This window comes from Vreelandella sp. 2A-K22, assembly GCF_054065485.1.
The window spans coordinates 125665-137939 of record NZ_JBSUGC010000006.1 but is presented as its reverse complement, the minus strand read 5'-3'; the positions used below and the strand labels follow the sequence as shown (position 1 = coordinate 137939).

At 55.0% G+C, this 12275-nt stretch carries 14 protein-coding genes; 9 read left to right on the top strand and 5 right to left on the bottom strand.

Going from position 1 to position 12275, the window contains the following annotated elements:
* Positions 1-2: 2 nt before the first annotated feature.
* The 4 genes from ACW17M_RS10005 to ACW17M_RS09990 all read left to right on the top strand — a co-directional run bounded on the left by ACW17M_RS10005 (position 3) and on the right by ACW17M_RS09990 (position 3842).
* On the top strand, positions 3-1283 hold the full coding sequence (locus ACW17M_RS10005; RefSeq protein WP_009287268.1) for a TRAP transporter large permease: 1281 nt from the start codon (positions 3-5) through the stop codon (positions 1281-1283).
* A gap of 29 nt (positions 1284-1312) precedes the next feature.
* Positions 1313-1840: a gluconokinase gene (locus tag ACW17M_RS10000; RefSeq protein WP_022520512.1), complete on the top strand. Its 528-nt coding sequence runs from the start codon at positions 1313-1315 to the stop codon at positions 1838-1840.
* Between the two features lie 86 nt (positions 1841-1926).
* Positions 1927-2922, top strand: a complete 996-nt coding sequence (gene gntR, locus ACW17M_RS09995) for a gluconate operon transcriptional repressor GntR (RefSeq protein WP_400668786.1) — start codon at positions 1927-1929, stop codon at positions 2920-2922.
* A 71-nt stretch (positions 2923-2993) separates the two neighbouring features.
* Positions 2994-3842: an MOSC domain-containing protein gene (locus ACW17M_RS09990; RefSeq protein WP_027959783.1), complete on the top strand. Its 849-nt coding sequence runs from the start codon at positions 2994-2996 to the stop codon at positions 3840-3842.
* On the opposite strand, the gene ACW17M_RS09985 is transcribed toward ACW17M_RS09990, so the two are convergent.
* A complete protein-coding gene (locus tag ACW17M_RS09985; RefSeq protein ID WP_022520509.1) occupies positions 3796-4701 on the bottom strand; it encodes a DMT family transporter in 906 nt (301 codons plus the stop codon). The genes ACW17M_RS09990 and ACW17M_RS09985 overlap by 47 nt on opposite strands.
* Positions 4702-4905: 204 nt before the next feature.
* Between ACW17M_RS09985 and ACW17M_RS09980 the strand changes: the two genes are divergently transcribed.
* Entirely contained in the window at positions 4906-5328 is a 423-nt protein-coding gene (locus ACW17M_RS09980; protein WP_027959781.1) for an OsmC family protein, read from the top strand.
* 184 nt (positions 5329-5512) lie between these two features.
* Here ACW17M_RS09980 and ACW17M_RS09975 read toward each other — a convergent pair whose 3' ends face one another.
* Positions 5513-5941 carry a PRC-barrel domain-containing protein gene (locus ACW17M_RS09975; RefSeq protein ID WP_138799955.1) on the bottom strand — a complete coding sequence of 143 codons (429 nt, stop codon included), beginning with the start codon at positions 5939-5941 and terminating at the stop codon, positions 5513-5515.
* 420 nt (positions 5942-6361) lie between these two features.
* Here ACW17M_RS09975 and ACW17M_RS09970 point away from each other — a divergent pair, with 420 nt between their 5' ends.
* Entirely contained in the window at positions 6362-7318 is a 957-nt protein-coding gene (locus ACW17M_RS09970) for a L,D-transpeptidase family protein (protein WP_190373709.1), read from the top strand.
* A 14-nt stretch (positions 7319-7332) separates the two neighbouring features.
* Here ACW17M_RS09970 and ACW17M_RS09965 read toward each other — a convergent pair whose 3' ends face one another.
* Positions 7333-8001 (bottom strand): 2OG-Fe(II) oxygenase, encoded by a 669-nt coding sequence (locus ACW17M_RS09965; protein ID WP_022520504.1) that lies wholly within the window; start codon positions 7999-8001, stop codon positions 7333-7335.
* Complete coding sequence (locus ACW17M_RS09960; protein WP_022520503.1) at positions 7998-8669, bottom strand: CoA pyrophosphatase; 672 nt, start codon at positions 8667-8669, stop codon at positions 7998-8000. Before ACW17M_RS09960 ends, ACW17M_RS09965 begins: the two co-directional genes overlap by 4 nt.
* 94 nt (positions 8670-8763) lie before the next feature.
* Between ACW17M_RS09960 and ACW17M_RS09955 the strand changes: the two genes are divergently transcribed.
* A complete protein-coding gene (locus tag ACW17M_RS09955; protein ID WP_022520502.1) occupies positions 8764-9321 on the top strand; it encodes an NUDIX hydrolase in 558 nt (185 codons plus the stop codon).
* A gap of 20 nt (positions 9322-9341) precedes the next feature.
* Here ACW17M_RS09955 and ACW17M_RS09950 read toward each other — a convergent pair whose 3' ends face one another.
* Positions 9342-9653, bottom strand: coding sequence for a hypothetical protein (locus ACW17M_RS09950; protein WP_022520501.1), 312 nt, complete (start codon positions 9651-9653; stop codon positions 9342-9344).
* Positions 9654-9794: 141 nt separating this feature from the next.
* Here ACW17M_RS09950 and ACW17M_RS09945 point away from each other — a divergent pair, with 141 nt between their 5' ends.
* Both ACW17M_RS09945 and ACW17M_RS09940 read left to right on the top strand, forming a co-directional pair.
* A complete protein-coding gene (locus ACW17M_RS09945; protein ID WP_022520500.1) occupies positions 9795-10745 on the top strand; it encodes a sugar-binding transcriptional regulator in 951 nt (316 codons plus the stop codon).
* A 192-nt stretch (positions 10746-10937) separates the two neighbouring features.
* On the top strand, positions 10938-12257 hold the full coding sequence (locus ACW17M_RS09940) for an ABC transporter substrate-binding protein (protein ID WP_022520499.1): 1320 nt from the start codon (positions 10938-10940) through the stop codon (positions 12255-12257).
* The last annotated feature ends 18 nt before the right edge of the window (positions 12258-12275 follow it).

Sequence of the window (12275 nt, the reverse complement as noted above, 5' to 3'; positions counted from 1 at the left end):
TCATGCTATGGATTTTCCTGGCCATTTTATTGGTCTCTATCGTTATTGGGCTGCCCATTGCCTTTGGTTTAGGCGTGGCGGCGCTGGTCATGGCGGTACTCTCAGATATTCCGCTGTCGATTATGATCGAGCAGTCGATTCGTGGGGTGAACAGCTTTCCGCTGCTCGCCATTCCGTTCTTTATTTTAGTCGGTGAGGTGATGAGTAATGGCGGTATTGCTCGTCGCTTGATGGAACTGGCTGGCGCTATGGTCGGCTTTATGCGCGGCGGGCTAGGGCAGGTTGCCATTACCGGTTCGATGTTCTTTGGCGGCATCAGTGGGTCAGCGGTGGCCGATACGGCCGCTACTGGTGCGATGATGATTCCCTCTATGAAAGAGCAGGGCTACACCGCAGCTAATGCTACCGCAATCAATACCGTGTCGTCGGTGATCGGAATTATTATTCCGCCCTCCATCCCGCTGATTCTGTACGGCATCGTCACTGAAACCTCGATTAGCCGCCTGTTTATAGCCGGTATCATTCCAGGGCTGTTGATTGGCTTTGCGCTGATGGTGACCACCTATATTCTTGCCAAAAAGGATGGCGGCGGCGTGCAGCAGTTCCGCTGGGATCGTCTCTGGAAAGCCTTCAAAGATGCTTGGCTTGCACTTGTTCTGCCGGTCATCGTGATTGGCGGTATTATTGGCGGCGTATTTACCGCCACCGAAGCGGCCGTGGCGGCACTGCTTTATGCGCTGGCTATTTCGCTGGTGGTTTACCGTGAGTTCAAGATCAAAGAGCTCGGCGGTATGCTGATTCGCACTGCTCGTTTGACCGGCATGGTGATGATGCTGCTAGCGTTTGCGACGGTTATTGCTTGGTTCCTTACCATCAATATGGTGCCACAAACCCTGGTCAGCCAAGTGCAAGCGATCACTCAAGATCCGTTTATGCTGCTGCTGATTGTGGCGACTTTGCTGCTGTTGGTAGGTTTCGTAATGGACTTAACGCCGGCCATGGTCATCATGGCGCCCATGCTGGCACCGATCGTGACTTCGGTAGGTGTTGATGCCGCTTACTTTGGCGTACTGATGGCGTTTGTATTGGGCATTGGGCTGCTAACCCCGCCGGTAGGTACCTGCCTTTACGTAGGTTGTGGTGTGGGTAAAGTCTCCATGGAGTCGTTAGTCAAAGCCATGCTGCCTTACTATGTGGCGCTCTTAGTCGTGCTGGTAATTCTGATCGCTTTCCCAGGCATCGTGACTTGGCTGCCTGATCTTACCGCCGTGCGCGGCAATTAAGGTTCTTGGTAATGAATAGGAGAGCCGCAGTGAAGACCCACTCGCATCGTATTTTGGTGATGGGCGTGTCCGGCTCCGGAAAGTCGCACATTGGTCACCAGTTGGCGTTGACTCTGGGTGCCACGTTTATCGATGGTGATGACTATCACTCACCCGCCAACGTGGCCAAAATGGCCAGTGGCAAGCCGCTCAACGACGATGATCGGAGTGAGTGGTTGGACACCTTGGCGGCGCTGTTTGCCGAGTATCGGGCAAGGGGGGAGTCACTGGTGATTGCCTGCTCCGGATTAAAAAAGCGCTACCGTGATCGGCTGCGGCAAGGTGACCCAGCGCTGCAGATTCTCTATTTAGAGGGCAGCCGGGAGCTACTGCTTGAACGGCTTGAAACCCGGGCTGGGCACTTCTTCAAAGGCGATACCATGTTGGCCAGTCAACTGGCCGACCTGGAACCGCCCAGTGAAGAGGAGGCCTTCAATGCCTCGATTGCCTTATCGCCCCAAGCGATCATTACGCAATTTGCTGCCACGCTACCGACGCCCAGCCGCTCGCCCATTTAAAGGAAGTAAGTTAAAGGAAAAATAAGCATTGGGGTCAGCTTTAGGGAAGACCTCAATGCTTACACCTTGAATAAGGCAGTTACTTTTTGAAGAAAAAACGTCCCACCCTGCAGGATATTGCCGACCACGTAGGGGCTACCAAAATGACGGTAAGCCGCTGCCTGCGTGACCCTGAAACGGTCTCGGAAGGCCTGCGCGAACGCATCTTCTCGATTGCCGAACAGATTGGTTATATTCCCAACCGTGCGCCGGATCTGCTTTCCAGATCGACCAGCCACTCTATCGGGGTGCTGGTACCATCGCTTACCAACCAGGTATTCGCCGATGTTATCCTCGGTATCGAAACGCTGACGGAGCCGGCGGGGTATCACCTGATGCTTTCTCACTATGGCTATAGCCCAGAGCTTGAAGAGCGCAGCCTGGCATCGCTGCTCTCCTATAATGTCGACGGCATCATTCTGTCAGATCGTGACCATACTTCGCGCAGCCTGCGAATGCTGGAAACCGCCGGTATTCCGATTGTAGAAATCATGGATACCCACCGCCCTCCGCTACAGCAGGCGGTGGGCTACGACAACGTTCAAGCTGCCTACGACATGGTCAGCGAGATGATCATACGGGGTCGACGCCAGGTGATATATCTGGCGGTACGCTTGGATGAGCGTACTCGCCAGCGCGAACAGGGCTATCGCCGCGCCATGGAAGAGCACGGCTTGACGCCCGTTACCCTGCAGAGCACCCAGCGCTCCTCTTACAGTGTGGGAGCGGCGCTGCTGCAACAGGTGATCACTGACTACTCCACGGCGGATGGTCTGTTCTGCACCAACGATGACGTCGCGGTTGGGGCCTATTTCGAGTGTCAGCGGCGGGGCATTGACGTACCAGGGCAGATGGCGCTGGCGGGCTTCCACGGCCACGATGTAGGCCATGTAATGACACCACGCCTAGCCAGTGTGGTCACCCCCCGTCAGGCCATCGGTGAAGCAGCTGCGGGGGAGCTATTAGCGCGGCTTCGCGGTGAGAAGCAGACCCAAAAAGTGGTTGATTTGGGCTATCGTATTGAAGTGGGGATGACCTTATAGAGCGCGTTATCAAGTAGCCGTTAGCGGCGTAAATGACTAAAGTAGCCTTTTACATTTGTCGCGAGGCCGTCGTGCAGATTACTCAACTCAATATTTACCCCGTCAAATCGCTAAAAGGCATCAGCGTGACTCAAAGCGAGCTGCAAGAGCACGGGCTAGCCTGGGATCGCCGCTGGATGCTGGTAGACGCGCAGCAGCGTTTTGTGACCCAACGCCAACTCCCGGCGCTTGCCACCGTTGAGGTCGCGCTGACCGATGAGCACTTGGTGCTGTCGCATCCTAACGTCGAGCCTATGAGCGTACCGCTGGCCGAGCCAGAGGGAAATTTGCGCCTGGTCAGCGTGTGGAATGACCACTGCAAAGCTCTGCCGGAGAGCGATGAAGTATCGCGCTGGTTGGTCGCCGCCCTAGGCGAGCAGGTTCAGGGGTTTAGCATGGTGCGCTTTGCTACCGAGTTTACCCGTGCCGTTGAAGAGGATTTCCTTGATGGCGGGGCGGCGCATACCTACTTTTCCGACGGTTACCCTTTTTTGGTTGCCACTACGGGGTCGTTAGACGCTCTAAATCAAGCGTTAGTGGCAGGCGGGCATGCTCCTGTGCCCATGAACCGCTTTCGGCCCAATATCGTCGTAGAGAGTGACGAGGCGTGGGCGGAAGATCGCTGGGCAACGTTGACTCAGCAAAACGGCACCTTTCAGCTAGCGTTACGTAAGCCCTGTAAGCGCTGCAAAATCACCACCATCGATCAGCATACGGCGGCAGTGCCTGCCCCTGCTGAACCGCTAAAAACCTTGATTGAACTCAATACGCAACCCAACCTTAAAGGCGCGCATTTTGGCCAAAATGCCACGCTGCTTGAAGGCGCAGGCAGCGTTATTCGTGTGGGGGATAGACTGGCGGCGGCGACTCGCGACGCTTAATGCGCAGCAGCTTAGTGGCAATCGCCGTGCCGATAAGGGTTATCACCATACCGGCGATAATCTGAAGGTTGAGCGTTTCGCCAAGCAGCAGATAGCCCCATATCAGCGCGCTCACCGGCACCAGAAAAGTGACCGTTGAGGTGGCAGTAGCGCCCGCGCTGGCGAGTAAGCCAAAGTAGAGCAGAAAAGCCAGCGTGGTGCTAAGCGCAGCCAAGGCCAAGGCATTGCCCCACGCCAGTGGGCTAATGGGTTCGCTTGGCCACAGCAATATGCCGGGAATCATCAGCACCAGCGCCGACATGGCGCTGCTGCCTGCGGCCAGCACACGGGTTGGTAGATGGCCAAGGCGTGTTTTTGAGTAGTTGCCCGCAATACCGTAGCAAAACGTGGCGCCTAAAACGGCCAAAATGAACCAGCCGTCGCCGCCCAGGGCAAAATCGAGCCGATCGGCAGAGAGCACATAAACACCCAGGAGTGCCAAGGCAAGTCCTAGGTACTGCTGGCGCTGTATCGCGGTAGCGAAGAATAGCGCACCAATTAGTGCAGTGAAAATCGGCGTGGTGGCATTAATCAGCGAGGTAAAGCCCGCTTCAAGGCGCGTGGTGGCAAGTGCCAGCAGTGAAAAAGGCAGTACGTGATTGACTACCCCTAAAAACAGCAGCGGCCCCTTATGCTGCCAGATGAGTCTCAGGTAGTGCAGGCTGATCAGCAGCGGCATCAATAGCAGCGCGCCAATGCCCATGCGCACCAGCACTAAAGGCACTGCACCGAATTCGGGGGCGGCCACGCGCATAAAGATAAATGACAGGCCCCATAGCGAAGAGAGCAGTATCAAGCGCAGCGCATCAGCCGACGACATGGCGAGTCCTTAACGTTCAAGAGGTGATCCAGTTAGGTAGCTAACTAGCTTAAGGCCGAATAGAAGGGGATGGAAGTGATTGAAGCACGGGTTCGGCAGAACAGGAGAAAATCAGCTACGCTGGTTAGGTGGTCGAGCGGCAACTGCCGTTAGGCCTTGTCTGATAACATGTCTATGCATAATCGCACACACAAGGAGTTGTTCATGGATCGTAAAGCTAGCGCACGTTGGGAAGGTGGTCTCAAGGATGGTAAAGGCACCGTTTCAACCGAAAGTGGCGTTTTAGATGCCAAGTACTCCTTCAGCAAGCGCTTTGAAGATGAAAAAGGTACCAACCCCGAAGAGCTGATTGGCGCAGCGCACGCCAGCTGTTTCTCAATGGCGCTCTCAATGATTTTGGGCGAGAAAGGCTATACCGCTGACGCCATCGAAACCAGCGCCAAAGTGACTCTTTCCCAAAGCGATGCTGGGTTCAGTATCTCGAAAATTCACCTGGACGTGGAGGCTGAGATCAGTGGCGCTGACGACGCCGCATTCCAGGAAGCAGCGGAAACGGCTAAAGCGAATTGCCCAGTTTCCAAAGTACTTAATGCGGATATTAGCATGACGGCTAAACTGAAGGCCTAAATTTTTTTTAGACTGTGATTTGCTTATAAGAAGATAGTTTTTTAATAGAGATGGCTCGCGTATAAACAGTGTGCGCGAGCCATTTTGTTGACTAAACTAATTTTAGCCTCTTAGGTATTTTTTTAAGTTATAGGCATTAAAAAAGCCTTGGCAATTGCCAAGGCTTTTATTTGCTGACTGGTGCTTATTTGTTGTCTTCGTCTTCGTTGCGATTGTACTCTTCAGCTGCTTCTAGCGCATCTTCTGACGCATTAACGGTAATGACATAATCATCGTCATCTTCGTTTTTGGTCAGCTCAAGCGAGTCCCATTCAATAGCGACGTTTTTCTCGCCCATACCTAAGAAGCCACCAACGCCAACAACAACAGCATTGATTTGGCCGTCTTCACCGATTACCAGATCAGTGATGGTGCCGATATCTTCGTCATCTTCGACGCTGCTTTTGACTTGGTTGCCGGTTAAAGCGTCAGCATGGAAAGTGTTTTCTGGCGTTTCCGTCAGGTAAGTTGCTTCCATGGTGGTGGTACTCTCTTCAGCATTTACACTGCCAGCGGCAAACATAAAGGCCGGAACCATGAGCGTACCTAGAATAGCGGGTTTGATCGTTTTCATTTTGCTTGCTCCTTGCGATTTTATTGGGCTTAACGACTCCGCGTAACAACCCGAATAAATCAATAGTGGCGGTATTGGCTTCGTCTAAAATAAGCGATAGCAACGCCGATACTATTATTCCTAAGTGTGTTAATTACCCTGGTTATTTAATGCACTAGGATAATTGACGCTATCTTGCGCTTCACTGCGCCAAGACGACTATCAGATTAGTCGCTGTGTTCAAAAATACAACCTTTCAAGTGAAATTTTTAAGTAACATAACCGCTGCTGTTCCGCCCTCATGGGCCTACACCGCGCCGTCGTGCGGCAGTCTGTCGAGTTGACCCGCCCTCGTTCAGTGTTCATATTCGTCCCCAAATGGCTCACTTTTTATTCTTGGTTTGATAAAAGTGAGGTCGCATAAAAAGGAGACCCCAGACCATGACTTCCCACCCTTTGCAGATTATTAAGCAGCTCTGCGTCAGTAGCGTTGCGCTAGGCGCTTGGCTATTAGCCTCAAGCGCAGTGGCCGATAGCAGCGAGCTGCCCAAAGGGCATTTTCTGCTGCCTGAAGAGGGCAATATGGTGGGCCAGATGTATACCGTCACGGCGACCGAAGAGGATACGCTGCTGGATATTGCCCGGGCACACAACGTGGGCTACGAAGAGATTCGTATGGCCAACCCGGATACCAGCCTCTGGGTACCGGGAGAAGGCACCGAGGTGACGATCCCCGGGCAGTATATTCTTCCCGATGAGACGCGTAGCGGCATTGTGATTAACGTGGCAGAGCTACGCCTTTACTACTACCCCGAGGTAGCAGAGGGCGAGACGCCGCGGGTCGAAACATACCCTATTGGTATCGGGCGGGATGCTTATAACACCCCGCTGGGAATTACCGAAACCACCATGCGGCTTGAAAACCCGGCCTGGTATCCACCTGAGTCGATTCGTCGTGAAGCCGCCGAGCGGGGCGACCCAGCCCCTGCGGTGGTTCCCCCTGGCGCCGATAATCCCTTGGGTGAATACGCTATTTTGCTGGATATTCCCGGTTACCTGATCCATGGCACTAACCAGCCAGATGGCATCGGTATGCGTGCCAGCCGTGGCTGTATACGAATGCACCCGGAAGATATTGAGTCGGTCTTCTGGCGGGTACCGGTAGGCACTCAGGTCAATATTATCGATTCACCAATCAAAGTCGGCTGGGGTGAAGGGGGGAAGCGTTACATACAAGCCTTCACTGCGACGGATGAACAAGTATTTGGTATGGAAACGCTGTTAAACGTTGTTGGCTTAATTGAAAAGCATGACGGTAGTGGTGCCTTCAGCGCCAACTACGAGCAGGTAAGTGAAATATTAGAGCGAGCGAATGGCCAGATTGTGCCGATTAGCTAAACGATCGTGCAGCGCTAGCGTGCTGGATCCAACACCCCACCAAGCGATGCATTGCGCCGAAACCAGCCCGCGATGCTGGTACGCGGGCAGCGAGTAGGCAGTACTTCGTGGGGAATGGTCTCAGACAAGAAGCAGGCGAAGGTACCCGCTTCGGGTACCACCCGGGCGACCTCTTGGCTGGGGTCGTCCGGATGGTAGATCACCATCTCACCGCCACCGTCGCTGGGCCAGTCCGGCGTCAAATAGCCGACCGTGGATATCACGCGGTTAGCGCGACCACGAAAGCTATCCAGGTGGCGCTGATAAAAAGCCCCCGGCGGGTAGTGGGCAAAGTGGGCTTCGTACTCAAATAAGCCCAAAAACAGCGCGTGGTTAAGCGCCTGCTGTAGCTCGCTCATGGCGTCTAAGTAACGCCGCTGGGCAGCGCTTTCTCGATCAAGCCAGTGAATAGCGTCACCGCGGATATCTTTACGCAGCAGGTGCTGTTGACCGCGGCCAATGCCCGCTTCATCCAGTCCGTTATAGGCCGCCCGGTGTAGAAGCTCATTATTCAGCGCGCCGCATAGCTCCAGGTCAATAACCCCGCGGCCCACATACCAGCCCTGTTCAACCAGCGCATCCACAAGAGCGACCTGCGTCGTGGGCTGAAGCGCAGGTGAAGATGTAGCAACACTGGGTGTCATTGGTTGGATCTCGATGGCGCCGAACTGGAAACGGTTGTCGAGGGTGTCGATAGGCGGTTTTTGCGCTCAGGGTGGTGGCGCAGCGGCCCCTGGGGGCGCTGATATAAATCAATTGGCATACCGAAGCCCTCGGCCAGTAACTCGACCAGCATCATGGCAGATAATCCCCAGATCACATGGCCGTCCACATGATAGCTGGGCACGTAGTGGGCAACGCCATCCACGGTAATCACGTCGGTATGGGTGCGGTGATCGTCTAGAAAGTGACTTAGCGGCACTTCAAAAATAGCGTCTAGCTCGCCGGGGTCGGCAATCAGCGGTAAATCCGGCGGAATAATGCCCACCCAGGGGGTAACGCGAATACCGTGCAGCGAAATAACGTCCGACAGCCGCCCCAGGGGTTGCACCAGAGCGGGGTCGAGGGCAATCTCCTCTTCTGCCTCGCGCAGTGCCGTGGCGTAAAGGTCGCTATCAAAGGGCTCGCGCTTGCCGCCTGGGAACGCCACTTGGCCGCTATGGGTGCTCAAATGGCTGGCCCGCCGGGTAAACAGCAAGGTAGGCGCTGGGCGCTCGACAATCGGCAACAGCACGGCGGCCTCGGGCATCACGATGTGATCCAAGCGTTGAGGAGTCAGCTGTTGCAGCTGTTTACGCAGTTTCTCTAACATGGGGTATCCCGTTACTTTGTTCTCTTTTACCCAGCAGCGGTCATTGGCGTCAAGCGCGTCGAGGCTTCTATTCACTAGCCGTTGAGAATACGCGATGAACTTTTGCAGCCAGTGTGGTGATAAAGTACGTTTTGCCGTCCCGGAAGGCGATGACCGGCCTCGCTACTTGTGCGATGCCTGCGGCACGATTCACTACCAGAACCCTCGCATCGTGGCCGGCACGCTGCCCGTCAGCGGTAGTAAAGTACTGCTCTGTAAGCGGGCGATTTCACCGCGCAAAGGCTACTGGACACTGCCCGCCGGCTATATGGAAAATGCCGAATCAACCCAGCAGGCAGCTTCCAGAGAGACCCGTGAAGAGGCCTGTGCCGAGGTCGAACTGGCCAACCTCTACACCCTGATTGACCTGCCGCATATCAATCAGGTTTATATGATTTTTCGTGCCGAGCTAGTCGGCGGCTTCAGCGCCGGGCCGGAAAGCCTTGAAGTCGCGCTGTTCGAAGAGCATGAAATCCCTTGGGATGAGCTGGCCTTCATGACGATTGAACGCACCCTCAAGCATTTTTACGCCGACCGCCCCCGCAATGAATTTCCGCTGCATATCAGCATGGTAACGCCAGAAGATCGTGAGCGTTACTTTGGCAGTGCGTAATACTTTATTTAAAAGTCTGGTTATAGGTCGGCGAGTTGCCACACATCATAAGCGACTTCTTCGTAGGGGTGGGCAAGCTTCAAGGCCGCGATGGCGCCGTGAATGTGCGCTTCATCGCAGAGCAGTTCGACTTTGAACTCTTCGACCTTTTCCAAACTGCCCACCGAGCCGATGTGCGGGTGGGCGCCTTCCGTTGGGCGAAACTGCCCCGTGCCTCGGGTTTGAAAACAGGCGTGTTCGTACGCTCCTATACGCCCGGCTCCGGCTTCGAATACCGCCTGCTTAACGCTTTCGGCATCTTCTACGGGGACAAAAAATGCGAGCTTATACATACTGTACCTCCAAACGATCAATCCAGTGTGAAACGTTGAACTCTGGCTATGTTAGCGGATAGGCGACTACTGGTCGCGGGCTTGGCTTTGTATGATGATGCTTTTATGACGTTTACCCACGACTGTTAGATGAGCCATCCTATGGATAAATTTGAGGTAAAGCTGGATCAGGCGGCCAGAGCCGCGTGGATGTCCTATGTAGGTGGAATGACTCAGGATGAGATCGCCAGCCAACTGGGTGTCTCAAGACCCGGTGTGCAGCGTTTATTGGCGTTGGCTCGCCAGGAGGGGTTAGTCAAAGTACATATTGATCATCCTATCTCTAACTGTATGGCGCTGGGCAGCACGCTGCGTGATCACTTTGGCTTGACCTTCTGTGAAGTGGTACCTGCCGATAGCCACGCAGCCGACGGCGCCGCCTCCTACCTGGCAGTCGCCGCTGCCGAGCGCATTGCGCAGCTGGTTGAACGCAGCGAACCGTTGACTCTGTCGCTAGGCACCGGGCGTTCGGTGCGGGCAGCGGTGGAAGCACTTAGTCGTGTTGAGCGGCCCCAGCATCGCTTTGTGTCGCTGGTGGGTAATGTCGCCCGAGATGGTTCGGCCAACCGCTACGATGCAGTAATGGTGATGGCGGATAAAACCGGTGGTGAGCGCTTTTTACTGCCCGCGCCGGTGGTGGCAGAGTCGCTGGCTGAAAAAGAGGCAATGCTGGCCCAGCGTCTCTTTACGGCGATTGCCGATGTGGCGCGGCAGTCAGAAGCTGCCTTTATCGGCGTTGGGCGCATCGACCGCCAGGCCACGCTGTTTCAAGACCATTTTATTAGCGAAAGCGAGCTGGATGAACTGCTGGGACTGAAAGCGGTAGGGGAGTTGCTAGGCTGGCCGCTGAACCGTGACGGCGAGGTGATCGACTGTTCGATTACGCGGCGAGTTACCAGCCTTCCCCTGGAACGTTTTGGTAAGCATCATATGGTGGCGATTGCCGGTGGCCGCGAAAAAGCCCCGGCGATTCACGCCGCGTTGCGCGGCGGCTGGCTGAAGGGCTTGGTGACTGACGAAGTGGCTGCTCGGCAGATCGTTGAAGCACTCTAGGGCTTTCAAACCGCTCTAGGTCTTTAAAACCTAAGTGGGTGCACTGCAACATGCGTTAGAGGTAATGAATTAGCGTAAAGTCTAAGCTAATCAGCTTTGCTTTTTTTTGGCTTACGTACGATCATTTGTTCGATAGATGATCAATAAGATCAAGGCGACAACAATGCCAATACCAGCCCATAGGAGTGCTTTATGCGACTCGCACGTCACTTGCCCGTTACCACGCTAGCGGCCGCCATTGCCATGTCGGGCCATGCCCAGGCGCAAACCGAAATTACCGTGGCTACGGTCAATAACAACGATATGGTGATCATGCAGAGCCTCACCGAGGCTTTCGAAGAAGCTCACCCCGATATCACCCTGGACTGGGTGGTGCTCGAGGAGAACGTGCTACGTCAGCGGATGACCACCGATATTGCCACCGATGGCGGCCAGTTCGACGTGATGACCATCGGCACTTACGAAGTGCCTATCTGGGCAGAGCGCGGCTGGCTGTCCCCCCTGGATAATCTGCCCGACGACTATAACGAAGACGATCTACTGACCTCAGTGCGCGATGGTTTGAGCTTGGATGGCACGTTGCATGCGCTGCCTTTCTACGCCGAAAGCTCAATGATGTACTACCGTCAGGATCTGTTTGAGAAAGCGGGTATTGAAATGAGCGATCAGCCCACCTGGGAAGAGGTGCGTGAGTGGGCGGGCGAGCTGCACGGCAGTGAAGAGGGGGTAGCAGGGATCTGCCTGCGTGGTAAACCAGGTTGGGGCGAAAACATGGCCTTTGTTTCCACACTGGTGAATACCTACGGCGGTCGCTGGTTTGACGAAGAGTGGAACCCTGAACTCAACTCTGAAGCCTGGGTCAACGCTATCCAGTTTTATGTCGATCTGCTCAACGACTACGGCCCGCCAGGCGCTAGTTCCAACGGCTTTAACGAAAACCTGGCGCTGTTCTCCCGCGGTAATTGCGCGATGTGGGTAGATGCCACCTCGGCAGCGGGCAAGCTGTATGACGGCAATGAGTCCGATGTGGCGGACAGCTTAGGCTTTGCCCCAGCACCCGTGGCAGAAACACCCAAAGGCTCACACTGGTTGTGGTCCTGGGCGCTAGCTATCCCAGCCTCTTCAGAGAATCAGGAAGCGGCGCTTGAGTTTATTACCTGGGCGACCTCGCAAGAGTACATTGAGCTGGTCGGTGAAACCGAAGGCTGGACCAGTGTCCCCCCCGGTACTCGTGAGTCGACCTACGCCAATGAGCAGTACACCGAAGCAGCCCCCTTTGCAGACTTCGTGCTGAAGGCTATTCAAGACGCCGATCCTACCGACTCCACCCTGGAACCCAATCCCTATGTGGGCGTGCAGTTTGTGGGCATTCCAGAGTTCCAGTCGATCGGCACTCAGGTAGGCCAAACCATTGCCGCGGCGTTGACCGGTGACACCACGGTGGAGCAGGCGCTAGACAGTGCTCAGCGTGCCACCGAACGCACCATGCAGCGTGCCGGTTATCTAGACTGATGTGACCCGCAGTGCCTG

Coding starts and splice junctions, on each gene's coding strand:
- ACW17M_RS10005 (WP_009287268.1), top strand. CDS start 3: ATGCTATGGATTTTCCTGGCCATTTTATTGGTCTCTATCGTTATTGGG.
- ACW17M_RS09985 (WP_022520509.1), bottom strand. CDS start 4,701: ATGTCGTCGGCTGATGCGCTGCGCTTGATACTGCTCTCTTCGCTATGG.
- ACW17M_RS09980 (WP_027959781.1), top strand. CDS start 4,906: ATGGATCGTAAAGCTAGCGCACGTTGGGAAGGTGGTCTCAAGGATGGT.
- ACW17M_RS09975 (WP_138799955.1), bottom strand. CDS start 5,941: ATGAAAACGATCAAACCCGCTATTCTAGGTACGCTCATGGTTCCGGCC.
- ACW17M_RS09970 (WP_190373709.1), top strand. CDS start 6,362: ATGACTTCCCACCCTTTGCAGATTATTAAGCAGCTCTGCGTCAGTAGC.
- ACW17M_RS09965 (WP_022520504.1), bottom strand. CDS start 8,001: ATGACACCCAGTGTTGCTACATCTTCACCTGCGCTTCAGCCCACGACG.
- ACW17M_RS09960 (WP_022520503.1), bottom strand. CDS start 8,669: ATGTTAGAGAAACTGCGTAAACAGCTGCAACAGCTGACTCCTCAACGC.
- ACW17M_RS09955 (WP_022520502.1), top strand. CDS start 8,764: ATGAACTTTTGCAGCCAGTGTGGTGATAAAGTACGTTTTGCCGTCCCG.
- ACW17M_RS09950 (WP_022520501.1), bottom strand. CDS start 9,653: ATGTATAAGCTCGCATTTTTTGTCCCCGTAGAAGATGCCGAAAGCGTT.
- ACW17M_RS09945 (WP_022520500.1), top strand. CDS start 9,795: ATGGATAAATTTGAGGTAAAGCTGGATCAGGCGGCCAGAGCCGCGTGG.
- ACW17M_RS09940 (WP_022520499.1), top strand. CDS start 10,938: ATGCGACTCGCACGTCACTTGCCCGTTACCACGCTAGCGGCCGCCATT.